Origin of the sequence: Streptomyces chlorus, assembly GCF_042655885.1 — a bacterium.
Lineage (GTDB): Bacteria > Actinomycetota > Actinomycetes > Streptomycetales > Streptomycetaceae > Streptomyces > Streptomyces chlorus.
On the sequence record NZ_JBHSOA010000061.1, the window covers coordinates 277,690 to 300,671 of the forward strand.

At 72.6% G+C, this 22,982-nt stretch carries 18 protein-coding genes and 3 pseudogenes; 11 read left to right on the forward strand and 10 right to left on the reverse strand.

The window, feature by feature from the left end:
- Nucleotides 1–69 precede the first annotated feature (69 nt).
- On the forward strand, nt 70–1,812 hold the full coding sequence (locus tag ACFPZI_RS26735; RefSeq protein ID WP_381367877.1) for a pyruvate dehydrogenase: 1,743 nt from the start codon (nt 70–72) through the stop codon (nt 1,810–1,812).
- 25 nt (nt 1,813–1,837) lie between these two features.
- Here ACFPZI_RS26735 and ACFPZI_RS26740 read toward each other — a convergent pair.
- Nucleotides 1,838–2,125, reverse strand: a pseudogene (locus ACFPZI_RS26740) (transcriptional regulator); the annotation flags it as partial.
- A 118-nt stretch (nt 2,126–2,243) separates the two neighbouring features.
- Between ACFPZI_RS26740 and ACFPZI_RS26745 the strand changes: the two are divergent.
- Both ACFPZI_RS26745 and ACFPZI_RS26750 read left to right on the forward strand, forming a co-directional pair.
- Nucleotides 2,244–2,879, forward strand: coding sequence for a hypothetical protein (locus tag ACFPZI_RS26745; RefSeq protein ID WP_381367879.1), 636 nt, complete (start codon nt 2,244–2,246; stop codon nt 2,877–2,879).
- 335 nt (nt 2,880–3,214) lie between these two features.
- Entirely contained in the window at nt 3,215–3,637 is a 423-nt protein-coding gene (locus ACFPZI_RS26750) for an ATP-binding protein (protein WP_381368095.1), read from the forward strand.
- Between the two features lie 107 nt (nt 3,638–3,744).
- Here ACFPZI_RS26750 and ACFPZI_RS26755 read toward each other — a convergent pair whose 3' ends face one another.
- Together ACFPZI_RS26755 and ACFPZI_RS26760 are read right to left on the reverse strand one after the other, a co-directional pair.
- Nucleotides 3,745–4,788, reverse strand: a complete 1,044-nt coding sequence (locus tag ACFPZI_RS26755) for a DUF2637 domain-containing protein (RefSeq protein WP_381367882.1) — start codon at nt 4,786–4,788, stop codon at nt 3,745–3,747.
- 305 nt (nt 4,789–5,093) lie between these two features.
- Nucleotides 5,094–5,996 carry a (2Fe-2S)-binding protein gene (locus ACFPZI_RS26760; RefSeq protein ID WP_381367885.1) on the reverse strand — a complete coding sequence of 301 codons (903 nt, stop codon included), beginning with the start codon at nt 5,994–5,996 and terminating at the stop codon, nt 5,094–5,096.
- A gap of 245 nt (nt 5,997–6,241) precedes the next feature.
- Between ACFPZI_RS26760 and ACFPZI_RS26765 the strand changes: the two genes are divergently transcribed.
- On the forward strand, nt 6,242–7,045 hold the full coding sequence (locus tag ACFPZI_RS26765; RefSeq protein ID WP_381368098.1) for a GntR family transcriptional regulator: 804 nt from the start codon (nt 6,242–6,244) through the stop codon (nt 7,043–7,045).
- Between the two features lie 59 nt (nt 7,046–7,104).
- Here ACFPZI_RS26765 and ACFPZI_RS26770 read toward each other — a convergent pair whose 3' ends face one another.
- Both ACFPZI_RS26770 and ACFPZI_RS26775 read right to left on the reverse strand, forming a co-directional pair.
- Complete coding sequence (locus ACFPZI_RS26770) at nt 7,105–7,887, reverse strand: hypothetical protein (protein WP_381367888.1); 783 nt, start codon at nt 7,885–7,887, stop codon at nt 7,105–7,107.
- A 276-nt stretch (nt 7,888–8,163) separates the two neighbouring features.
- Entirely contained in the window at nt 8,164–9,933 is a 1,770-nt protein-coding gene (locus ACFPZI_RS26775; protein ID WP_381367891.1) for a PucR family transcriptional regulator, read from the reverse strand.
- Between the two features lie 440 nt (nt 9,934–10,373).
- On the opposite strand from ACFPZI_RS26775, the gene ACFPZI_RS26780 reads away from it, so the two are divergent.
- From ACFPZI_RS26780 to ACFPZI_RS26790, 3 genes are read left to right on the forward strand one after another with little or no spacing between them, the layout of a single operon-like run.
- The gene (locus ACFPZI_RS26780; RefSeq protein ID WP_381367894.1) at nt 10,374–11,264 is read left to right on the forward strand and encodes an FAD binding domain-containing protein; all 891 of its coding nucleotides are present in this window, start codon (nt 10,374–10,376) and stop codon (nt 11,262–11,264) included.
- Nucleotides 11,264–11,896 (forward strand): (2Fe-2S)-binding protein, encoded by a 633-nt coding sequence (locus ACFPZI_RS26785; protein ID WP_381367897.1) that lies wholly within the window; start codon nt 11,264–11,266, stop codon nt 11,894–11,896. Before ACFPZI_RS26780 ends, ACFPZI_RS26785 begins: the two co-directional genes overlap by 1 nt.
- 2 nt (nt 11,897–11,898) lie before the next feature.
- Nucleotides 11,899–14,349, forward strand: coding sequence for a xanthine dehydrogenase family protein molybdopterin-binding subunit (locus ACFPZI_RS26790; RefSeq protein WP_381367900.1), 2,451 nt, complete (start codon nt 11,899–11,901; stop codon nt 14,347–14,349).
- A 225-nt stretch (nt 14,350–14,574) separates the two neighbouring features.
- On the opposite strand, the gene ACFPZI_RS26795 is transcribed toward ACFPZI_RS26790, so the two are convergent.
- Both ACFPZI_RS26795 and ACFPZI_RS26800 read right to left on the reverse strand, forming a co-directional pair.
- Nucleotides 14,575–15,015, reverse strand: a complete 441-nt coding sequence (locus ACFPZI_RS26795) for an SRPBCC family protein (RefSeq protein ID WP_381367903.1) — start codon at nt 15,013–15,015, stop codon at nt 14,575–14,577.
- A gap of 79 nt (nt 15,016–15,094) precedes the next feature.
- Nucleotides 15,095–15,232, reverse strand: coding sequence for a hypothetical protein (locus ACFPZI_RS26800; RefSeq protein ID WP_381367906.1), 138 nt, complete (start codon nt 15,230–15,232; stop codon nt 15,095–15,097).
- A gap of 342 nt (nt 15,233–15,574) precedes the next feature.
- Here ACFPZI_RS26800 and ACFPZI_RS26805 point away from each other — a divergent pair.
- Nucleotides 15,575–16,087: pseudogene (locus tag ACFPZI_RS26805) on the forward strand (DNA glycosylase AlkZ-like family protein); the annotation flags it as partial.
- Between the two features lie 361 nt (nt 16,088–16,448).
- Complete coding sequence (locus tag ACFPZI_RS26810; RefSeq protein ID WP_381367909.1) at nt 16,449–16,604, forward strand: hypothetical protein; 156 nt, start codon at nt 16,449–16,451, stop codon at nt 16,602–16,604.
- 454 nt (nt 16,605–17,058) lie between these two features.
- Here ACFPZI_RS26810 and ACFPZI_RS26815 read toward each other — a convergent pair whose 3' ends face one another.
- Nucleotides 17,059–19,890 (reverse strand): helix-turn-helix transcriptional regulator, encoded by a 2,832-nt coding sequence (locus ACFPZI_RS26815; protein WP_381367911.1) that lies wholly within the window; start codon nt 19,888–19,890, stop codon nt 17,059–17,061.
- Nucleotides 19,891–20,064: 174 nt separating this feature from the next.
- Nucleotides 20,065–20,214, reverse strand: a pseudogene (locus ACFPZI_RS26820) (response regulator transcription factor); the annotation flags it as partial.
- Between the two features lie 173 nt (nt 20,215–20,387).
- Here ACFPZI_RS26820 and ACFPZI_RS26825 point away from each other — a divergent pair.
- Together ACFPZI_RS26825 and ACFPZI_RS26830 are read left to right on the forward strand one after the other, a co-directional pair.
- The gene (locus ACFPZI_RS26825) at nt 20,388–22,067 is read left to right on the forward strand and encodes an AMP-binding protein (RefSeq protein WP_381367914.1); all 1,680 of its coding nucleotides are present in this window, start codon (nt 20,388–20,390) and stop codon (nt 22,065–22,067) included.
- On the forward strand, nt 22,064–22,249 hold the full coding sequence (locus tag ACFPZI_RS26830) for a hypothetical protein (RefSeq protein WP_381368115.1): 186 nt from the start codon (nt 22,064–22,066) through the stop codon (nt 22,247–22,249). The genes ACFPZI_RS26825 and ACFPZI_RS26830 overlap by 4 nt, the downstream gene beginning before the upstream one ends.
- Here ACFPZI_RS26830 and ACFPZI_RS26835 read toward each other — a convergent pair.
- Nucleotides 22,238–22,810, reverse strand: a complete 573-nt coding sequence (locus tag ACFPZI_RS26835) for a GNAT family N-acetyltransferase (RefSeq protein WP_381367917.1) — start codon at nt 22,808–22,810, stop codon at nt 22,238–22,240. The genes ACFPZI_RS26830 and ACFPZI_RS26835 overlap by 12 nt on opposite strands.
- Nucleotides 22,811–22,982: the final 172 nt, after the last annotated feature.

The following is a 22,982-nucleotide window of genomic DNA, read 5'->3' on the forward strand; positions in this document are numbered from 1 at the left end:
GGGTGTGACTCCATGGAACCCGAACGGAGATCCAGGGATTCACGGACACCGAAGGGGCACCTGGGAACCATGGCCAAACAGAACGTCGCGGAACAGTTCGTCGACATCCTGACCCGCGCGGGAGTCAAGCGCCTCTACGGCGTCGTCGGCGACAGCCTCAACCCCGTCGTCGACGCGGTGCGCCGCAACTCCGCCATCGACTGGGTCCACGTCCGGCACGAGGAGACCGCCGCCTTCGCCGCCGGCGCCGAAGCGCAGATCACCGGCAGACTCGCCGCCTGCGCCGGCTCCTGCGGGCCCGGCAACCTCCACCTCATCAACGGGCTGTACGACGCCCACCGGTCCATGGCCCCGGTCCTCGCCCTCGCCTCGCACATCCCGTCCAGCGAGATCGGCCTCGGCTACTTCCAGGAGACCCACCCCGACCGGCTGTTCAGCGAGTGCAGCCACTACAGCGAAATGATCTCCAGTCCGAAGCAGATGCCCCGGCTGCTGGACACCGCCATCCAGCACGCGGTCGGCCGCTCCGGTGTCAGCGTCGTCACCCTCCCCGGTGACATCGCCGACCAGGCCGCCCCCGAGAAGGCCGCCGAGACCGCCCTCGTCACCTCCCGGCCCACGGTCCGCCCCGGCGACGCCGAGATCGACCGCCTGGTCGACATGATCGACGAGGCCGAGAAGGTCACCTTGTTCTGCGGCGCCGGCACGAGGGGCGCGCACGCCGAGGTCATGGAGTTCGCCCAGAAGATCAAGTCCCCGGTCGGGCACGCGCTGCGCGGCAAGGAGTGGATCCAGTACGACAACCCGTACGACGTCGGCATGAGCGGGCTGCTCGGTTACGGCGCCGCCTACGAGGCCACCCACGAGTGCGACCTGCTGATCCTGCTCGGTACCGACTTCCCGTACAACGCCTTCCTCCCCGACGACGTGAAGATCGTCCAGGTCGACGTGCGGCCCGAGCACCTGGGCCGGCGTTCGAAGCTGGACCTGGCGGTGTGGGGCGACGCGCGGGAGACGCTGCGGTGCCTGCTCCCACGGGTCCGGGCCAAGGACAACCGGAAGTTCCTCGACCGGATGCTGAAGAAGCACGCGGACGCGCTGGAGGGGGTGGTGAAGGCGTACACGCGCAAGGTGGAGAAGCACGTGCCGATCCACCCCGAGTACGTGGCCGCCGTTCTGGACGAAATCGCCGACGAAGACGCGGTGTTCACCGTCGACACCGGGATGTGCAACGTCTGGGCCGCCCGCTACATCTCGCCCAACGGCCGCCGCCGGGTCATCGGTTCGTTCTCCCACGGCTCGATGGCGAACGCGCTGCCCATGGCGATCGGGGCGCAGTTCACCGACCGCGGACGGCAGGTCGTGTCGATGTCCGGCGACGGCGGATTCTCCATGCTGATGGGGGACTTCCTCACCCTGGTCCAGTACGACCTGCCGGTGAAGGTGGTCCTGTTCAACAACTCCTCCCTGAGCATGGTCGAGTTGGAGATGCTGGTCGCCGGGCTGCCCTCGCACGGCACCGCCCTGAAGAACCCCGACTTCGCCGCCGTCGCCCGCGCCTGCGGCGCCCACGGGGTGCGCGTGGAGAAACCGAAGGAGCTCGCCGGGGCGCTGAAGGCCGCGTTCAAGCACAAGGGGCCGGCCCTCGTCGACATCGTCACCGACCCCAACGCGCTGTCCATCCCGCCGAAGATCAGCAAGGAGATGGTGACCGGCTTCGCCCTGTCCGCCTCCAAGATCGTGCTGGACGGAGGAGTCGGCCGGATGATGCAGATGGCACGGTCCAACCTGCGGAATGTTCCGCGCCCGTAACGGCGTCGACCGAAAGCGTGGGCGTTCAGCCCGTGCGGGGTGTCCAGCGGCGGTGGGAGGTGTCGTACTCGTAGCGGGGCAGCCCCTTGATGCCGCTGGTGCGGAACGGACGGCCGTCGTCGTCGATCCGGACGGTGCCGGAGCGGCCGCCCGAGGACCAGTCCAGCTCCAGGTACCAGCGGCAGTCGCAGCCCGCGGTCGTGGCGGTCACCTCCAGCACCTCCGGGTCCTTCGCGGAGACCCGGTAGGGCATGCGGACCGCCGGGATCGGCGTACCGGCGTCGTTCCCGGCGACCGACGCTTGCGCCGGCCGCCCGGGACGGCAGATGCTCCTGGTGCCGCCCCGACGGCCACCGGCCGGACCGGACGGACCATCCGGGCCATCCCGGCAGCACCCGCATCCCACCACGCACTCCTCACGGGGGACACCCATGCCCATGCGCACCCGGGCCGCCGCGCTCTCCATCATCACCGTCGCCGCCGTCACGCCGCTCACCGGGCCGGCCGGAGCCGCGCCGGCCACGGGTGCTGCTCCGAAGGCGAAGGCCGCCACGCCCAGGTTCCTCTCGGCGTCCCAGCTGCCGCCGCACCCGTCGTCCGAGTGGACGGCGGGACCCGTCACCGACGGTTTCCCGATCGAGCTCGCCTACTGTCTGGGCGAAGACGGTATCCCGGCCTACGACTACCGGCACCGGGTCTTCCACACCGAGCTGGACGCGGGCGCCGTGCAGGCCACGGTCGTGACGGGCTCGGCCGCCAAGGGCAAGGCGCTGGCCGCCCTGATCAACAAGAAGATCCGTTCCTGCGCGGACCGCATCGAGCAGTCCGACCCGGAACTCGAGGCCGAGGGCCGGTACTACGGCTCGCTGCCGGTCGAGGAAGGCGCGCAGGTCCACGGGCTGCACACCCACGCCTCCTGGGGCGCCACCGACATCCACCTGCTGTCGGTGGGACGGGACGGCAGGACGGTCACCCTCGTGAGCTGGGGGCAGATGGGCGACTTCGGCAACGCCCCGGTGGCCGCCTTCAAGAAGACGACGACCAAGGCCGTCAACAAGCTGTACTGACGCCGGAAGGCCACTGTCCGGAAAGGGCACTGTCCGGAAGAAACCGCCCGGAAGGGCATGGTCCGCAACGGACCGCACGACCACCGCGAAGCCGGGGTCGTCCTCTCGCCACGGGGGTCGGGAGGACGGCCTCGCACACGTGTGTGGCCGTTGAAGTTCGGCCAATAACCGGCCTTGACGATGCCGCATGACTGGCGCGTGGGTGACGGGGCATGGATTCCCAGGGACGTGTTCGAGCCGCAGGGGGAATCGACATCGGAACGCGGGCGGGGGCCATGAGAAGGCAGGCACAAGGGGGGTGCCCGGGCACGGCCGGGACCGGCTCGGTGACGACCGTGGAAGGGACGGCCGACGGGGGCGGGGAACAGGCGCCGGAGGCACAGCTGAGACGCCGGCTGGGGCGCGCGGACCTGCGGGCGGTGCCCGAGTCCCGCCACGACCTACGACAACTGCTCAGGAACTGGGGAAGGCCCGGACAGTCGGAGACGGCCGAGCTGCTCGCCACCGAGCTCGTCACCAACGCGCTGGTCCACACCGACCGGGCGGCGGTCCTCACCGCCACCGTCGGACCCCGGGGATTACGGGTCGAGGTAAGGGACTTCGTGAACCACGAGCCCCGGCCGCGGGTACCGGACACCGACGACGGTACGCACGGCCGTGGACTGGTCCTGGTCGAGTCCCTCGCCGACGCGTGGGGGATCAGGGCACACGGGGTGGGCAAGGCGGTCTGGTTCGAACTCGACGCGGACGCCGCCTGACGCGTGCACCGGCACCAGCACCGGCGCCGACGTGCTGAACGGGACGGGGCGCGGCCTGTGCGGCCGCACCCCGTCCCGTTCAGTGTCCCTCTCCCGCCCCGCCGACGTCAGCCGAACTGCTGCTCCAGGTCCTTGAGCTTGCGCTCGAGGGAGTCCAGGCGCGGCAGCGCCTGGGTGTCGTCCTCCGCGGTGAGGTCGACGGTCATCGGATCGGAACCACCGCGTACCGGCTGCAGGGAGGGACGCGAGCGTACGGGCAGGACGGCCTCCGGCGCCGCTATGGCAGGCTCCGTGGTCACCACGTCGTCCGCCCGCTCCACCGTCGGGGCCTCCATGGGGTGGCCACCGCCGCCCACGAGGGCGCGGTGGCCCCGGCTGATGGCTTTCAGCCGCGCCCGCTCCACTCGCTCCTGGCCGCGCCGGCGCCGACGCGTCTCGTCCTTCTGGCGCTGGTCCTCGCGGACCTCCTCGACCGCCTCGTCGAGGCTGCGTACGCCCTCCAGCAGCATCAGCGACCAGGCGCGGTACGTCTCCCGGGGAGCCCGCAGCCAGCGGACGATGCGGATCTGCGGCAACGGACGTGGCACCAGGCCCTGTTCGCGCAGGGCGGCCCGGCGGGTCTGCTTCAGTGCGCGGTCGAACAGCACGGCCGCCGACAGGGACATACCCGCGAAGAAGTGCGGAGCGCCCGCGTGCCCCATGCCCCGGGGAGCGTGCACCCAGTTGAACCAGGCCGCGGCGAACGCGAACGTCCACACGAGTATGCGGGAGCCGAGCGCCGCGTCACCGTGGCTGGCCTCGCGCACGGCGAGCACCGAGCAGAACATCGCCGCGCCGTCCAGACCGAAGGGCACGAGGTACTGCCAGCCGTCGGACAGGCCGAGGTTCTGCTCACCGAAGCCGACCAGACCGTGGAAGGAGAGCGCGGCCGCCACCGCGGCACAGCAGAACAGCAGGATGTAGGAGACGGTGCCGTACAGAGCCTCCTTGCGCCTGCGGCGCTCCTCGCTGCGCTCCCACGAGTCGTCCGCGCTCGTGTCCTTGACCGAGGAGCGCTTGCCGCGCGCGAGCACCGCCACCGCCGCCAGCATGCCCAGGAGCAGCACGGCGCCCGGAAGCAGCCAATTCAGCGATATGTCGGTCAGTCTCATCCAGGGGTCCCTTGCATTGGGATAGGGCGTAACGCCCGCCATAGTGGCCCAATCCCGCCGTCCTTCAGGGGATTTCGGGGCAAGTGGCCGCCATTGAAGTGCGAGGGGGTACCCAAGGCGGCGTTCTGCTCGAACTGACGCATGAGGGACGGAGGTTGGGTTCGAATGAGACTACCCGTACGGGTGGTTCCGTGAATACACCTTGCGACAGGTGAGGGAATCGTGAAATCTCTGTGACCTTCGCGGTGCTTCAGGGCCGGGCGCGGCTCAGCGGACGCGCGGGTGTGCCGACGCCCGACGTGGCGTCAACTCGCCTTCGCCACCGGCATGATGGCGTCGCCGGTGGTCATGCTGATGACCTTTCCGGTGGCCGCCCTGCCGCCCGCCTGTCCGACACCGCAGGTGCGCGGGCAGTTGGCGCAGATGTCGTCGGGGCGCAGGGTGTAGAACATGCAGCAGCTGATCCGGTCCCGGGTGTGCGTGGCTTCGCCGCCCGGCCCGGTGACCGGGCGGAAACCCGCAGCGCCGACGTACGGCTTGGTGGCGCCCGGCAGCAGCAACTCCAGCTCGCGCAGGGCCCGCTCCTCCTCGCCCAGCAGCCGGCCGATGTACCGCAGGCTCTCCACGACCTCGTCGGTCGCCATGCCCCACAGGGCGCGGCCGCGACGGCGCATCCTCGGGCCGAAGCCCGCCAGGACGGGTTCGAGGTGCTCGGCGACGGAGGCGCGCACCTCGGCCCGCAGGGCCTCCTCGTCCACCACCACGCGGGCGCCGGGCAGCGCGGCCGCCGGGTCGTCGGGAAGGCAGGCGAACGTGTCGGGGCGTACGGCCATGCGGCCCACGGCGAGTCCGGCGGCGGTGCGGTCGAAGGAGACGTGGGTCACGGGGTAGCGGGGCACGCGGCGGTGCAGGAACCACGGCACGGTGATCAGCAGGCAGGCGGGCCAGGCGTAGCGGTGCAGGCCGAAGCTGGCGACCACGTCGGGGCGGGCCTGTTGTCCGTAGTCCCGCAGCACCTGGCTGTCGTCCCAGGACAGGAAGGCGCCGAGGGCGGAACCGCTGTCCCCCTCGGCGAGAGCGTCGGCGGACACCCAGGTGCCGCCCCGGGGTGTCTCCTCGTCGGCGGCGAGTTCCGTGACGGCGAGTGCCGGGAAGGCCTCCGCCAGGCGGGCGTACGCGTCCGCGACGGCCGAACCGGGCACTGTCATGGGACCACCCCTTCACGTCTCGCCGAACCGACCCGACGCCGAACCGGCAAAGGTAAGCCTCACCTTACCCAAGATCGTTGAGATGTGAACCGCGGGCTCCGTGCCCGTAAGGTGCTTGACGAGCGACTGACAAGCCGCCGTAATGACCTCAAGTACCGAAACGTCCGGAGGAGGACCCCGTGAGGCAGGGCACGAAGGGCTTCGCAGGGGCGGGTGACACCGGGACCGGACAGGGCGGCACGGGCATGGGCGCAGGTGCGGGCGTGAACGCGCGCACGGGCGCGGGTGCGGGCAGGGTCGGGTTGCCCGCCCAGTCCGGCGTACGGGGCCAGGAAGGCGACACCGCACCCGGTCGGGACGACGCCGTACGCGGCGAGCACACCCACAGCGAACCGGCCGCCGTCCTTCCCCGGCCCCGGACGCCCGTCCAGCGGTCCTCCGTGCGCGGGCAGGTCCTCGCCGCACTGCGCACCGCGCTGGTGACGGGTGACCTGCGGCCCGGCGTGGTGTACTCCGCGCCGGTGCTGGCCGAGCGGTTCGGGGTCTCCGCGACACCCGTCCGGGAGGCCATGCAGCAACTCACCCTGGAGGGCGCGATCGAGGTCGTGCCGAACCGGGGCTTCAGGGTCGTCGAGCGGGGCGACCGGGAACTGGCCGAACTGGCCGAGGTCCGGGCGCTGATCGAGGTCCCGGTGGTGCTGCGGCTGGCCCGTACGGTGCCCGCCGAACGCTGGGCCGAACTGCGCCCCCTCGCCGAGGCCACGATCCGCGCCGCCTCCTCCGGCTGCCGGGCCACGTACGCCGATTCCGACCGCGTCTTCCACCGCGCGGTGCTCGCCCTCGCCGGCAACGAACAGCTGGTCCGGATCGCCGAGGACCTCCACCGCCGCGCCCAGTGGCCCCTGGTCGGCACCACCCCCGGCCCTCTCGGCCGGGTGGGACTGGTGACCGACGCCCACCAGCACACGGCCCTGCTGGACGCGTTGATCGCGGGCGACCAGGACGCGGTGCGGTCACTGCTGGGGGAGCACTTCACCGGCGCGGTCTGAACGCCGGCCCGCCCCGCCGCACTCGACACGCGGTACGGGGTCCGAAGCCGCGGGCGTCCCTACGCCGTCGCCGCTCCCGGGGCCGGCGGGGCCAGTTGGCGGGACAGCCAGGTGGGGACGCCGCCGAGCAGACGCAGCAGTCGGCGGGCCTCCTCGCGCAGGCGGGACGCCTCCGGCTCGGTCTCCGTGTCGGCGAGGGAGACCAGGGCCGGGGCCGTGCCGACCAGATAGCCCAACTCCTCCCGGATCCGCAGAGATTCGGCGAAGCCGTGCCGCGCCTCCACCAACTCGCCTTCCCGCAGGGCAAGTCCGGCGAGGTGACGCCAAGTGCCGGAGAGCAGCAACGGGTCGGCGTGCGCGGTGGCGCCCGCGTGGGCGCGGCGGTACGCGGCACGCGCCGACTGCGGGGAGTGGGCCAGGTTCTCGGCGATCAGCCCGCGCCGGAAGTCCAGCAGCGCCCGCGCCGGGGCCCCCGGAGGGATCAGCGCCGCCGCGCGCCCGAGCGCGGCGCGCGCCTCGTCGGCCCGGTCGCGCACCGCGAACAGGGTGGCGGCGTAGGCCAAGTACCCGCGTTCACAAGCGGCGGCGCCCCGTTCGTCGTCGGTGTCGGCCAGCGCCTCGGCCGTACGCAGCGCGTCCTCGGCCTCGGCCCAGCCCGTCTCGGTGTACAGGCACCGCTCCACCAGGAGCGACGACCGCTGCAGCGCGGCGGCCGCGGTGTCCGGGGTGAGCAGGGCGGCGGCGTCGGCCCAGCAGGCGCGTGAGCGCAGCCGCCATACCGCGGTCTGGAGGGGATCGTCACCAGCGGTCGTTCCGTTACCAGACATGGCGGTGTGCGCCACGTTGCCCTCCCCGAGCACGCCATCGAGCTGTTGAGTGGTGGCCGCATCTCAGCACGAACAACGGGGTCGGGCCAAGAGGGTAGGTGAAGGATTTCACAAAGTCGTGGATCAACGGGCACGAACGGTGGAGTGCCCGACGGCGCCCGCGACTCCTCACCGGCGCACACTCTCAGCGCACGCCACCCCCGCCACGCGCCCCCCACCGCACCACCCCCGCCATGCGCCCCCACCCCCGCCACACGCCCCCACCACCCCCGCCATGTGCCCGCCGGGCCGTCAGCTCATGCGGAGGGCCAGGAAGAAGTCCAGCTTGTCCTCCAGACGGGACAGGTCACGGCCCGTCAGCTGCTCGATGCGGCCCACCCGGTACCGCAGGGTGTTGACATGCAGGTGCAGCCGGGCGGCGCAGCGGGTCCAGGAGCCGTCGCAGTCCAGGAAGGCCTCCAGGGTGGGGATCAGCTCGGCGCGGTGGCGCCGGTCGTAGTCCCGCAGCGGGTCCAGGAGACGGGCGGTGAAGGCCCGGCGTACGTCGTCGGGGACGAAGGGGAGCAGCAGGACGTGCGAGGCCAGCTCGTGGTGGCCGGCCGCGCAGACCCGGCCCGGTCGGGCCGCGGCCACGCGCCGCGCGTGCCGCGCCTCCTCCAGGGCCCCGCGCAGCCCCTCCGCCGAGCGCACGGCCGCGCTGACCCCGAGGGTGAGACGTCCGTCGCCGTCCAGACCGGCCGTCAGCGGCTCCCGTATGGACTCCAGCAGGGCGTCGGCGAGAAGTCCCCGCCCGTCGGCCCCGTCGTGCTCGCTCGCCACCGCGGGCAGCGGGACGAGCGCGACCGCCTCGTCCCCGGTGTGCGCCACCGCGATCCGGTCGGAGTGCTCGGACCCCGTCGACGCCGGGTCGACCAGGATCTCCTCGAGCAGCGCCTGCGCCGCCGCGCCGCCCTCGGCCCCGCCGCCGTCCCAGTCGACCCGCGCGACGACCACCTGCCAGTGCGGCGCGGCCCCGAGACCGGGCACCAGGACCGGCGCCGCCACGCGCAGCCGGGCCGCGACCTCGGTCGGCGCGGCGCCCGCCTGCACCAGCTCCAGCACCTCCTGCGCGAGCCGGCGCCGTACCGTGCGCGCCGCGTTCCGGCGGTCCCGCTCGGCCACGATCAGCTGGGTGACCCCGTACAGCAGGTCCAGCCGCTCCTCGGCCCAGTCCCCGGCGTCCGCCTCGACCACCAGCAGCCAGTCCGACAGCACCGTCTCCCGGCCGTCCCGGCTGTCCCGTACCTCCGGGGAGACCGGTGTGCCGTGCCCGCCGTGTGTGCCGTGCCCGCCGTGTGCGGGCTGCGCGGCTTGCGCGGCGGCCGCCACCGTCCGGGCCGTGGGCCCGCCGCCGTGCACCGGGAAGAGGCTGTACGTCGTCCGGTCGTCCAGGGTCACCCGGTGCGGTCCGGGACGGCCGCTGCGGGCGGCCGCCAGCTGCTCCGCCGCGATCCGCACGCACACGTCGTCGGGCAGCCGCGGCCCCGTCTTCGAACCGGCGATCAGCCGCCCGGTGGGCGAGAGCACCCACGCCCGCAGGTCCAGGTCGGTGCCGAGCAGGTCGAGCACCACGTCGGGGCCCCCGCCCGCCGGCCCGGACGTCATCAGCCGCCGGTGCCGGTCCACCACGGCCGCGAGGTCCCCGGCCCGCTCGCCGGACACCTGTCGTACGACATGTTCGGTGACCGTCGCGAAGGCCACCGACTCGTGCACCGCGAACAGCGGCAGCCGGTGCCGCGCACAGGCCACGACCAGGTCGTCCGGGACAGCGCCCAGTTCCGCCTCGCCGGCCGCCAGCGCGACGACCCCCGCCTGTACCAGACGCCGTACGAACGGCTCGGAGTCGGCGGCGTCCCGCCGCCAGGCCAGGCCGCTGAGCACGAGTTCCCCGCCGGAGAGGTAGCGGCTGGGGTCCCTCAGGTCGGTGGTCATCACCCCGTGCACGGTGCGGTCCAGCTCGTCCTCGCCGCCGAGCAGCGCGAGCCCCAGCGCGTCGGTCTCCAGCAGTGCGCGCAGCCGCATTCTCGTCGCCGCCGTTTCCTGTCTCGATGTGTACCGATGTCTACGATGGGCCGTGGAAGGGCCCGTGGAGGGCCTGCCGCACGGCACCCGGGTGGCCTTCCGCGCAGCGCCCGGGTGAGTGGCCGATCCAGCACGGTCGGCCGTCTCCCGGACTGTGTACTCCGTGTCTTCCGTGTCCGTTGTTCCCGGAGGACGTGTCCGTTGTTTCCGGAGGAAAACAAGGAGGCTACTGAGACCCTCTTTTCATATGAATCTACAAGATGCCCCCGCTGGCCAGCCAACTCCTTCAGGTCTTTCGTGACTGACCCGAGTGGAGCAGCGGGCGGTGTACTGAGCCCACTCCGCGTGAATCCCCCCTCATGAACGATGAACGAGCCGGGCCCGCCGCACACGGATTGGCTCGATCCGTACGATCCACGAGACGAAGAAGAGAGCCGGTCATGGACTTCCTCCGCCCCGCCGGCTGGGAGGAGGCGCTCGCCGCGAAGGCCGAGCACCCCACCGCTGTGCCGATCGCGGGTGGCACCGACGTGATGGTCGAGATCAACTTCGACCACCGCAGGCCCGAGTACCTCATGGACCTCAACCGCATCGCCGACCTCACCGAGTGGGAGGTCGGCGAGGACACCGTACGGCTCGGCGCCTCCGTCCCGTACACGAGGATCATGGAACACCTGCGGGCCGAACTGCCGGGCCTCGCCCTCGCCTCCCACACCGTCGCCTCCCCGCAGATCCGCAACCGCGGCGGGGTCGGCGGCAACCTCGGCACCGCCTCCCCGGCCGGCGACGCCCACCCGGCGCTGCTCGCCGCCGGTGCCGAGGTCGAGGCCGAATCGGTGCGCGGGTCCCGCCGCATCCCGATCGACGCCTTCTACACGGGCGTGAAGCGCAACGCGCTGGCGCCCGACGAGCTGATCCGCGCCGTCCACATCAAGAAGGCGGACGGACCGCAGCAGTTCTCGAAGGTCGGCACCCGCAACGCCATGGTCATCGCCGTGTGCGCGTTCGGCCTGGCCCTGCACCCCGAGACCCGCACGGTCCGCACCGGCATCGGCTCGGCGGCGCCCACCCCCGTACGGGCCACCACCGCCGAGGAGTTCCTGAACGCGGCGCTCGACGAGGGCGGCCTCTGGGACAACGGGAAGATCGTCCCGCCGTCGGTGGCCAAGCAGTTCGCCGACCTGTGCTCCGCCGCCTGCAACCCGATCGACGACGTCCGCGGCACCGCGAGCTACCGCCGGCACGCGGTCGGCGTCATGGCCCGCCGCACGCTGACCTGGACCTGGGAGTCGTACCGCGGCACCCGCCGCGCCACCGAGGGAGCCGTGTGATGCGTGTCCACTTCACGGTCAACGGCCGGCCCCAGGAGACCGACGACGTGTGGGAGGGCGAATCCCTGCTGTACGTGCTGCGCGAACGGCTCGGCCTGCCCGGCTCCAAGAACGCCTGCGAGCAGGGCGAGTGCGGCTCCTGCACGGTGCGCCTCGACGGCGTCCCGGTGTGCTCCTGCCTCGTCGCGGCCGGACAGGCCGAGGGCCGTGAGATCGTCACGGTCGAAGGGCTGGCCGACTTCGCCCGGCAGCGCTCCCGCGCCGCCGGGGGCGGTGCGCAGGGCGGTACGGCAGCCCCGGACGCCACCGGCACCCCGCTCGACGCGGCCCAGCGGTGGCAGGCCCACGGGGCCCAGGGAGCCGGCGGCGCCCACGGCACCGGATCGCAGACCGGCGAGGGAGCCGAACTCGCCCCGATCCAGCAGGCGTTCATCGAAGCCGGCGCCGTCCAGTGCGGTTTCTGCACCCCGGGCCTGCTGGTCGCCGCCGACGAGATGCTGGAGCACAACCCCAGCCCGAGCGACGCCGACATCCGCGAGGCGCTGTCGGGCAACCTGTGCCGCTGCACGGGCTACGAGAAGATCATGGACGCGGTCCGCCTCGCGGCCGCCCGCCAGTCCGAGGGGACCTGACCATGACCGAGCACAGCTCCGGGCCCTCCCGCACCCCGACCCGGGACGCCACCGGACCCGGACCCGCCGGAACCCCCCTCGGCGCGCCCTCCACCCTCACCCAGGGGGCCCCGGCCAGCGGCGGAATCGGGGAGTCCACCCTCCGCCCCGACGGCACCCTCAAGGTCACCGGCGAGTTCGCGTACTCCTCCGACCTGTGGCACGAGGACATGCTCTGGGGCCAGATCCTGCGCTCCACGGTCGCGCACGCCGACATCGTCTCGATCGACACCTCCGAGGCCCTCGCCCTGCCGGGCGTGTACGCCGTCCTCACCTACGACGACCTGCCGACCGAGGTGCGCCACTACGGCCTGGAGATCCAGGACACCCCCGTCCTCGCCCACGGCAAGGTCCGCCACCACGGCGAGCCGGTCGCCGTCGTCGCCGCCGACCACCCCGAGACCGCGCGCCGCGCCGCCGCGAAGATCAGGGTCGAGTACCGGGACCTGCCCGTCGTCACCGACGAGGCCTCCGCGCTCGCCCCCGACGCGCCCCTCGTCCACGAGCACCGCGACGACGACCACAGCCGCCACGTCGCCCACCCCAACATCGTCCACCGCCAGCCGATCGTGCGCGGAGACGTGGCACGGGCCCGCGGGCGCGCCGATGTCGTCGTCGAGGGCGAGTACACCTTCGGCATGCAGGACCAGGCCTTCCTCGGCCCCGAGTCGGGGCTCGCCGTCCCCGAGGAGGACGGCGGTGTCCACCTCTACATCGCCACCCAGTGGCTCCACTCCGACCGGCGCCAGATGGCGCCCGTGCTCGGTCTGCCCGAGGACAAGGTACGAATGACCCTGGCCGGCGTCGGCGGCGCGTTCGGCGGCCGTGAGGACCTGTCCATGCAGATCCACGCCTGCCTGCTCGCCCTGCGCACCGGCAAGCCCGTCAAGATCGTCTACAACCGCTTCGAGTCCTTCTTCGGCCACGTCCACCGCCACCCGGCCAAGCTGTACTACGAGCACGGCGCCACCCGGGACGGCAAGCTGACCCACGTCAAGTGCCGCATCGTGCTCGACGGCGGAGCGTACGCCTCCGCCTCCCCGGCCGTGGTCGGCAACGCCTCCTCCCTCGGTGTCGGGCCGTACGTCGTGGACGACGTCGAGATCGAGGCCCTCGCCCTCTACACCAACAACCCGCCCTGCGGCGCCATGCGCGGCTTCGGCGCGGTCCAGGCGTGCTTCGCCTACGAGGCCCAGATGGACAAGCTGGCCGAACGACTGGACATGGACCCGGTGGAGTTCAGACGGCTCAACGCCATGGAACAGGGCACGGTCATGCCCACCGGGCAGGTCGTCGACTCCCCGGCGCCGGTCGCCGAACTCCTGCGCCGGGTCAAGGCGATGCCGATGCCGCCCGAGCGGCAGTGGGAGAGCAGCGAGGGCGCCGACGTACGCCAACTGCCCGGCGGCCTGTCCAACACCACCCACGGTGAAGACGTCGTGCGCGGCGTCGGCTACGCGGTCGGCATCAAGAACGTCGGCTTCTCCGAGGGCTTCGACGACTACTCCACCGCACGCGTCCGGATGGAGGTGGCCGGCGGGCAGCCCGTGGCCACCGTGCACACCGCGATGGCGGAGGTCGGGCAGGGCGGAGTCACCGTCCACGCCCAGATCGCCCGCACCGAGCTGGGCATCGGCCAGGTGACCATCCACCCCGCCAACACCCAGGTGGGCTCGGCCGGTTCGACCTCCGCCTCCCGGCAGACGTACGTCACCGGAGGGGCGGTCAGGAATGCCTGCGAGCTGGTCCGGGAGCAGGTCCTGGAGCGGGGCCGGCGCAAGTTCGGCTCGTACCACCCGGCGTGGACGACGGCCGAACTGCTGCTGGAGGACGGCAAGGTCGTCACCCACGGCGGTGAGGTACTGGCCGATCTGGTGGACGTCCTCGGGGACGAGGCCGTCGAGGTGGAGGAGGAGTGGCGGCACCGGCCGACCGAACCCTTCGACCCGCGCACCGGCCAGGGCAACGGCCATGTCCAGTACACCTTCGCCGCACACCGGGCCGTCGTCGAGGTCGACACCGGACTCGGCCTGGTCAAGGTGATCGAACTGGCCTGCGCACAGGACGTCGGCAAGGCGCTCAACCCGCTGTCCGTCATCGGCCAGATCCAGGGGGGCACCACCCAGGGTCTGGGCGTGGCGGTCATGGAGGAGATCCTCGTCGACCCGAAGACGGCGAAGGTGCGAAACCCCTCCTTCACCGACTACCTCATCCCCACCATCCTCGACACGCCGGTCATCCCCGTCGACATGCTCGAACTCGCCGACGACCACGCGCCGTACGGGCTGCGCGGCGTCGGCGAGGCCCCCACCCTGTCGTCCACCCCGGCGGTCCTCGCGGCCCTCCGGGACGCGACCGGCCTGGAGCTGAACCGCACACCGGTCCGCCCGGAACACCTCACCAAAACCGTGTGACGCACCCACCGCCGCCGGGCACCCGCCCGGGACGGGCAGGCCCTGGCCGATGCCAATACCGATACCGATACCGAGGCCCCCTCACCGGCGCCCGCACCCCGATCCACCGCGACCGCGAACCCGATCACGCCTCCGGGTCCACCGGCGGAATCGGTTCGATGGTGTGACAGAAGGGCATCGGCACGGGCGCGGCAGAGCAGGTGACACCTCCTGGTGACACCTCCGTCACGGCTGCCGCAGCAGGGTGTTCACCGCCCGGCCGAACACCCTGCGCGAGACGGCCCGCAGGGCCGGGTCGCAGAAGCCGGGCAGGAAGCGGACCCGCAGGTCCTCGTGCCACAGCACGCGGGTCCGGCCGCCCGGTCCCGGGCGGACCTCGATCTCCGCCCAGCCCCTGACCAGGCGTCCCCGCTTCTCCAGCCGGCACAGGCCGGGGGAGCCGTCGACCGGGGGCTGCCAGACGGTCACCTCCATCGGGTCGTCGAAGGCGAGCGGGCCGAGGCCCGAGCGGGCGACGAACACCGTGCCCTCACCGGTGGGCGGGGGAGTGGTCACGGTGACCCGGGTGAGCGGGACCGCCGCCCCGTGACGGGGCCACTCCGTGAGCCGACGCCAGGCCTCGTCGAGCGGGAGGGGTGCCGTGCGCTGGAGATGGAAGGTGGCCACGGGGGGATCTTAGAGAATCAGGGCAGGCCGACGGCCCCGCCGGGGGCGCGTCACCCGTCCGGTCCAGTCGGCGCGGGGTTCACCGGGGGGCCGGCGAGGGCGCGGGCGCGGGCGCGGGCCGGGTGTGGGGGCGTATCGGCAGTACCTGGCGCATCTGGTGCGCCGTGCGCTCGGCCACCTCGCGGGTCTCCGCCAGGACGTCCCCGAGTTCGCGCACCAGGCCTTCGTAGACGGGGAGACGAACGTGTCCGGATGCGGCTCCGTGCCCGGAACCGTCTCCGGGGCCGACACCGTGTCCGGGTCCGGCGGATCCATCGGTGCGATCGGTGCCGGTGGGATGGGAAGTCACTGAGGAGGCCCTTCGCTTGTGGGGTTGTTCCTGGTACTGGCCTACGCATGAAAAAAGGGGCCGCTTCTCGTGCCCCGTAGAACTCAGCGTCCGGTGCCCGTCGCGGTGTTACACGTCCCGAAGGAATGTCCTGAATCAGCTGTCGTGTTCGTAGCGGTGTTCCGGACCTTGCGGACAGGAAGTGGCCGCAAGCCTCGGTAGCGTGCGGATATGACGAAGACGAAGCGGAGCGTCACCCCGGTGCAGGATCCGGCCACCGTGCTCGGCACCCGGGCCCTGAACCGGGCCACCCTCGCCCGGCAGTTGCTCCTGCGGCGCTCACCGCTGTCCGCGGAGGCGGCCGTCGAGCATCTGGTCGGGCTCCAGGCACAGAACGTCAAGCCGCCGTACTACGCGCTCGCCGCCCGGCTCGACGGCTTCACGCCCGAGGCGCTGTCCCGGCCGATGGCCGACCGCGCGGTGGTCCGCATCGTCACCCTGCGCTCGACCATCCACACCCACACGGCCCAGGACTGCCTCACCCTGCGTCCCCTGGTGCAGCCCGCCCGTGACCGCGAACTCGCCTCCTTCCGCAAGGGGTTGACCGGGGTCGACCTGGACCGGCTGACCGCCCTCGCCCGGGACCTCGTCGAGGCCGAACCGCGCACCATGAAGCAGCTGCGCGAAGCCCTGCTCGGGGAAACATCTCCTACCGCACCCTGCTCGTCGACGGCTTCCTCGCGGGGGTGCACAACTGCTGGTCCAGTACCTCGTTTTGGTGCACATGGGCACGATTGAGTGAACGGCGCGACGTTTCGTGGGTGTGCCTGACTGGGTGCGCGTAACGTACTCGGCGCGATCTGGGACGCCGGGTGTGGCGTCAGCAGTCGGGGCCCCCGTTCTACCGGAGAGATGGTTCGGGGCCTCCCCGTCGCCTCTGGCCACCCCCACATGGCCGGGTCGTAGGGATTCCGCCCACCTGAGACGGACCGCATACGTGATATGTGTCGCCGCCCAGGACGCGAAAGCGGAGGACCAGTGCGCCCAAGACCGTTCGGGGCGTGCCGGAGAGTCAGGACTCACTCCTGCTCACCGCCTAGGAACGGTGTGGCGGCTGGACGAACACGCCCTCGTGGTCGAGCCCTTCGGTCCGCTCACCAGGGCCCGGCGGGACGAGATCACCGCCGAGGGGGAGCGGATGCTCCGGGTGATGCACCCGGACACGTCGTACGGCATCCGCTTCGGAGCAGTACGCCAATGACGTGACGGGGGGCATGGATAGGGGGCGTTGCGGGCTGCTCGTGGAAGCCCGCAACGCCCCCTGGCAATCACCTGAGGGGTACTCAGGAATTCAGGTGGCGGCGATCACGGCGGTGGTCGCGGCGGCCTTCGTACTGCGGGTGAGCCCGTACATCGGTCTCCTCATCGGTTGCCGGTGGGGGCGCGCGGGGTGGGGGGATCAGCACGAGGGCCGGGCTACCGGTCCCCGTGTGCCCGGCGAGCGGCACACCCTTACGCTACGAGCCGGAGCGCGCGCCTCCAATGAGGGAAGCCCCTAAGGGAGTTGGGCAGGGAAAACCCTCGGTCCCGCCCGCCCGCCCCGTACTGCCCGGCACCGTGCTCATCGCTGACCCCGAGCAGACCCACCCCGCGTACCCCGACCCAGGTCATCGCACCCCTGCCGCCCCGCGCCCGCCGTACCCCGCTCCCCGGGGTCACTTCGTGCGGCGCCCCGCGGCCAGGCGGACGATGTCCACCCGCGACCGGATGCCCAGTTTCCGGTACACCCGGGTGAGCGTTGCCTCGACCGTCTTGACGCTGATGAACAGCCGGGCGGCGATCTCCCGGTTGGTGGCGCCCTCCATCACCAGCGAGGCGACCTGCCGTTCCATCGAGGCGAGGCCGTCCAGCGCCGCCGAGGTGGCCGCGGGCACCGTCTCCGGCTCCACCGGACCGGCGGCCACGGCCGCGTCCACCTGACGCAGCCAGGGCAGCGCGCGGCAGCGCCGGAACAGCCGGGCGGCCTCGTCGTAGGGGGCACGACCCGGGGCCGCCCCCGGGCGCCGGGCGCGCAGCGGGGCCAGCGCGAACGCGGCCCGCGCCTCCTCCAGCCCGTACCCCAGCCGGCCCAGCCGGTCCTGCGCCGACGTCAACTGCTTCTGCGCGCCCTCGTGCTCCCCGCGGGCCGCCCGCACCAGGGCCTCCGCGCGGTCCAGTACGGCGAGGACGCCCGCGCGGTCCAGCCGCAGCGCGTGCCCCCGGGTGAGGTTGATGAGTTCCTGCGCCTCGCCGGGCTCACCGATCCGGACCAGCGCCTCGGCGAGATCGCCGTGCCAGCGGCCCCGCGCCGGGTCGGTGATGCCCATACCCTGCTCCAGCTCCCGCACCCGGCGCAGCGAACGGACCGCACCCGCCGCGTCCCCGGCGACCGACTGGGCATAGCCGAAGGCGGCCAGGGCGCGCGAGAGGTACATCTGGTCGCCGTCCACCTCGGCGTGGTCGGCGGCCTCCCGCGCCAGCGCCAGCGCCCGCTCCACGTCCCCGCCGGACGCCTCCGCGAGCGAGGCGAGCATCGCCGAGGCACCCTCCCCGATTCCGGAGTCCCGGGCCAGCCGCAGGCTCTCCCGTGCCAGGTCCAGGGCGCGGCCGCAGTGCCCGGAACGCAGCTCCGTGTCGGCGAGGAAGCGCAGGAAGTGCACCTCGCTCTCGACCATGCCGCGTCGCCGCGCCTCCCGCAGCAGCCCGGTGATGCTCTTGCGGGCCTCGGGCAGCTGGTCACTCATGAGCAGCCAGCGGAACCTGGCCGTGCCCGCACCGTTGTGGTGGCAGGCCACGTAGGGGTCCTGGGGTTCCCTCAGGGCCCGCTTGATGGTGGTCGGGGCGTCCGGGTGGCCCATCAGGGTCTCGGTGGACGACTGGAAGGCCAGGGCCATCAGCTCGGTGCGCCGGTCCGCGCCCCGGGCCGCCAGGTCCGCCGCGTGCGCGGCCTCCCGCCGGGCCTTGTCGAAGTCGCCGTCGACCACCAGTTCCCGCCAGGCCAGCTGGTAGTGGACCAGCGCGAGCAGCCGCGGGTCGTCGCCCGCGTCGGCCAGCACCTGCGGGAAGACCGCGTCGACATCGCCGAGCGCCTGCCCGGCCGCCTCGATGACCACCATCCACGCCCGGACCCGCTCCGCGGGCACCGTGGCCCGGGTCAGCACCTCGCGCGCGATGTCCCGGGCGAGATCCGCCTCGCCCGCGGTGATGGCGTCCTCGGCGGCTTGCAGCCGCCGCTCGTCGGGGCCCGGCGTACTGTCGGCCGGGGTGCGGCGGGCGGCCAGCAGCCCCAGCGAGGCGGCGACCGAGGGAGCCCCGCGGTCGCGGGCCAGCGCGGCGGCCTCGGCGAGCCGGGCCGCCACCTCCGGGTCGGTGCCGGTCGTGGCGAGGGCCAGATGCCGGGCCCGCTCGATGGGGTCGGAGGCCGCCGTGGACAGCGCGGCGTGCGCGGCCCGCCGCTCGTGCGCGGGGGCCTCCGCGTACAGCGCGGCGGAGATCAGCGGATGCGCGAACCGCAGCGCCGGCTCCTCCGGGTCCGTCGCCAGCAGCCCCAGCGCGGCGGCCTGGGCCGTCTCCTCCTCGGCGTGTTCCCGGCCGGCCGCGTGCAGCAGCGCCGGCGTCGGGCGGGCACCGGCACTGGCCACCAGCAGGGTGCGGCGCGCGTCGTCCGACAGCATCTCCAGCCGGCTGAGCACCAGGGCACGCAGCGAGGTCGGCACCGGCAGCGGCTCACCGGGGCGCGGCCGGGCCGTGCTCTCGGCCAGAGCACGGCCCAGTTCGAGCGCGAACAGCGGGTTGCCGTCGCTGGTGCGGTGGATGTCGCGGACCGTGGTGCGGGACAGACTCGTGTAACCGCGGTGGTCGAGCAGGGCGGACACCTGGGCACGGGAGAACGGGCCCAGCCGGACCACGCGCGTGTCCGGCGGGCAGGCCCGCAGATGACGGTCGTACTCCTGCCCCTCCGTGCCCTCGGTCCGCACCGCGCACAGCATCTGCACCGGCGCGTCGCCGAGGCGCCGGGCGGCGAAGCCCAGCAGTTCCGCGCTGGCCGAGTCCAGCCACTGAAGATCGTCGGCGACGAGCAGGACGGGCCCCTCGGCGGCCAGCGCCCGCAGGGTGGACAGCACCGCCAGACGCAGCGCGAGCCCGTCCCGCTGGAGCGTGGACTCGCCGCGTCCGGTGAGCGCCGACTCCAGAGCGGTGCGCTGCGCGGCGGGCAGCGCACCGGAGACCCTCTCGAGGACCAGACCGAACAGATCCGCCAGCGCCAGGAACGGAAGGTGGGATTCGGACTCCGTGGCGGAGCAGCGCAACACCGTGGGCGCCCCGCCCGCGTTTTCCGCCGCAAGTGCCCGCAGCACGGTCGATTTACCTATTCCGGCCGGCCCGTGCAGCAGCACGCTGCCCCCTCGGGCCAGCTGCTCGCGCGCTTCGGCGAACGGCTCCTCCCTGCCGATGACCAGGTCGGGACGGCACCTGGCAGGATCCTTGAAGTCCCGGCGCACGGTCACCGCTCCCTCCTGTGGCGTGTTCTGGCCAATATTAGGCATCGGGCCAGTTGAATTCGGAGGGGCGACGTCGTGAGGCATTTAACAGCGGACGCGCGGATGAAATCCAAAGTCCCGGCACACCGGCCGAAAACCCCGGACCGCCGGTAATGCCGACCCCACGAGAACACCGCAAACCTACGGCAACCACCCCGCCCCGCGTGCGGAGACCACCGCCTCCCCACGCGTCCGCGCCCCCAGCTTGCGCATCGCCGAGCGCAGAGACGCCTTCACGGTCCCGGCCGTCACTCCCAGCCGCTCGGCCGCCACCGCGTTGGTCCTCCCCGCCCGGCTCGGCTGCCACCTGTTCGCCCCTCCGTCACGGCTCCCGAGTGAGCCCACACCCCCTTTCGGGGTAGTGAGACCTGCGTCACGGATTAGACGATGACACAGAGCCGCCCGGCAAGGTCCGGGACCGAGGAGGACGGAGCACCCATGACGACGGCGACGGAAGGGAACACATGACAACGGCGACGGCGACGGAGGAGTTCCGCGGGGCCCGGGACTTCCTGCTGGCACACCGCGACGACTACACCACGGCCTACGAGGGCTTCCGCTGGCCGCGCCCCGACCGCTTCAACTGGGCGCTCGACTGGTTCGACGTGATCGCGGACGGCAACGACCGCACCGCCCTGCACCTCGTCGAGGAGGACGGCGAGCAGACCAGGCTCTCCTTCGCCGAACTCGCCCGCCGCTCCGACCAGGCCGCCAACTGGCTCCGGCAGCAGGGCGTACGCGCCGAGGACCGGGTGCTCGTCATGCTCGGCAACCAGGCCGAACTCTGGGAGACCGCGCTCGCCGCGATGAAACTGCGGGCCGTGGTCATCCCCGCCACCCCGCTGCTCGGCCCCGCCGACCTGCGTGACCGCGTCGACCGGGGCCGCGTCCGGCACGTGATCACGCGCGCCGCCGACACCTCGAAGTTCGACGAGGTGCCCGGCGACTACACCCGGATCGCCGTCGGCGGAGGCGCCGGCGACGCCTGGCTGCCCTACGAGGACGCCTACGGCGCCGCCGAGCACTACGCGCCCGACGGCCCCACCCTCGCCGACGACCCGCTGATGCTGTACTTCACCTCGGGCACCACCGCACAGCCCAAGCTCGTCGAGCACACCCACACCTCGTACCCCGTCGGGCACCTGGCGACCATGTACTGGATCGGGCTCAAACCCGGCGACGTGCACCTGAACATCTCCTCACCCGGCTGGGCCAAGCACGCATGGTCCAACCTCTTCGCCCCGTGGAACGCCGAGGCGACCGTCTTCCTGCACAACTACGCGCGGTTCGACGCCGCCCGGCTCATGACCGAGATGGACCGCGCGGGCGTCACCACCTTCTGCGCCCCGCCCACCGTGTGGCGCATGCTCATCCAGTCCGACCTGTCCCGGCTGAAGACCTCGCCGCGCGAGGCCGTCGCCGCCGGTGAACCGCTCAACCCCGAGGTCATCGAACAGATCCGGCGCGCCTGGGGCGTCACCATCCGCGACGGCTTCGGCCAGACCGAGACCGCCGTCCAGGTCGCCAACAGCCCCGGCCAGCCCCTGCGGACCGGCTCCATGGGCCGCCCGGGGCCCGGCTACCGGGTCGAGCTCCTCGACCCCGTCTCCGGCGCGCCCGGCGCCACCGAGGGAGAGATCGCCCTCGACCTGTCGAACCGCCCGGTGGGCCTGATGACCGGCTACCACGGCGACCCCGACCGCACCGCACAGGCCATGGCGGGCGGCTACTACCGCACCGGCGACATCGGCTCCCGCGACACCGACGGCTACCTGACCTACGTGGGGCGCGCCGACGAGGTGTTCAAGGCCTCCGACTACAAGATCTCCCCCTTCGAGCTGGAAAGCGCCCTGCTGGAGCACGAGGCGGTCGCCGAGGCCGCCGTCGTGCCCGCCCCGGACGAGCTGCGCCTGGCCGTGCCCAAGGCGTACATCGTGCTCGCGGAGGGCCACCGGCCCGGCCCGGACACCGCGAGGGAGCTCTTCGAGCACTCCCGCAAGGTGCTCGCCCCCTACAAACGGATCCGCCGGCTGGAGTTCGGCGAGCTGCCCAAGACCGTCTCCGGCAAGATCCGCCGCATCGAACTGCGCGAAGCCACGGCGGCGGGCTCCGACGCCGAGTACCGAGAGGCGGACTTCCGGTGACCCCTGACCTGTGCAGGCAGTTCAGCATGGTCATGGGCAACCTGCGGGTCACTTCGGAGGCGGTCCAGCAGGAGTGCCGCACCTCGCTCCACGACGCCCCGACGATGTTCATCGCCGAGCTGAACGTCCCCGGCGCTGAACGGTGGGGCGGTGGGGAGCGGCCGATCCGGTCAGCACTCTGATCGTGATCCGGGCAGGCCCTCAGGAGTCCGTCCCCGGCGGCGGAGCGTTCGGACGCTTCCGCGCATGCACACGCGCGGCCACCGGTCGAGCCCGTGCTCGCCCTCCTGGGCGCGGATCCGGCGCAGACCGGGTGTGAGTTCGGCCTCGGCCAGCGTGCGAAAGCCGAGGCGGGCGTAGTACGGGGCGTTCCACGGGACGTCGGCGAAGGTGGTCAGGGTCAGGGCGCTCAGGCCCTGCGCGCGGGCCTGCTCGGCGGCGTGGTCGATCAGGGACCGGCCCACGCCCCGGCGGGCGGCGCGCGGGTGCACCGAGACCTGCTCGAGGTGGAACGCGTCGTCCACCGGTTCGGCGGTCAGATAGGCGGCGGGCCGGTCCCGTTCGTCGGCGGCGACCCAGCAGCGGCCCGCCCGCCGGTAGTGGTCGAGGGTGTCGAGGGCGGGCGGTTGGTCGTCGGCGATCTCCGGCATGCCCAGGGCCCGGAAGGGGGCGCCGGCGGCCCGTTCGATGTCCTGGAGGGCGGACAACTCGTCGGGGGCGGCGGGCCGGATGTGTGTACGCATGCGCCGAGTATCGGACGGCGGGGGTGGGAGCGTCCCCGGGTTTTCGGGCTTCTCAGGAGTGGGTGGCGTCCAGCGCGTCGGCCGGGGCGCCGCACGCGCAGGGGTACGGCGGCGCCGTGTAGCGGTGCTCGCTCCGACAGGCCGGACAGCGCACGGACACGCTCTCGGGCAT

Bases quoted from the DNA above. Each gene is read 5' to 3' on its own strand.
- ACFPZI_RS26825 (WP_381367914.1), top strand. From the start codon at position 20,388: ATGACAACGGCGACGGCGACGGAGGAGTTCCGCGGGGCCCGGGACTTC.
- ACFPZI_RS26745 (WP_381367879.1), top strand. From the start codon at position 2,244: ATGCCCATGCGCACCCGGGCCGCCGCGCTCTCCATCATCACCGTCGCC.
- ACFPZI_RS26785 (WP_381367897.1), top strand. From the start codon at position 11,264: ATGCGTGTCCACTTCACGGTCAACGGCCGGCCCCAGGAGACCGACGAC.
- ACFPZI_RS26835 (WP_381367917.1), bottom strand. From the start codon at position 22,810: ATGCGTACACACATCCGGCCCGCCGCCCCCGACGAGTTGTCCGCCCTC.
- ACFPZI_RS26775 (WP_381367891.1), bottom strand. From the start codon at position 9,933: ATGCGGCTGCGCGCACTGCTGGAGACCGACGCGCTGGGGCTCGCGCTG.
- ACFPZI_RS26790 (WP_381367900.1), top strand. From the start codon at position 11,899: ATGACCGAGCACAGCTCCGGGCCCTCCCGCACCCCGACCCGGGACGCC.
- ACFPZI_RS26755 (WP_381367882.1), bottom strand. From the start codon at position 4,788: ATGAGACTGACCGACATATCGCTGAATTGGCTGCTTCCGGGCGCCGTG.
- ACFPZI_RS26780 (WP_381367894.1), top strand. From the start codon at position 10,374: ATGGACTTCCTCCGCCCCGCCGGCTGGGAGGAGGCGCTCGCCGCGAAG.
- ACFPZI_RS26760 (WP_381367885.1), bottom strand. From the start codon at position 5,996: ATGACAGTGCCCGGTTCGGCCGTCGCGGACGCGTACGCCCGCCTGGCG.
- ACFPZI_RS26735 (WP_381367877.1), top strand. From the start codon at position 70: ATGGCCAAACAGAACGTCGCGGAACAGTTCGTCGACATCCTGACCCGC.
- ACFPZI_RS26765 (WP_381368098.1), top strand. From the start codon at position 6,242: ATGGGCGCAGGTGCGGGCGTGAACGCGCGCACGGGCGCGGGTGCGGGC.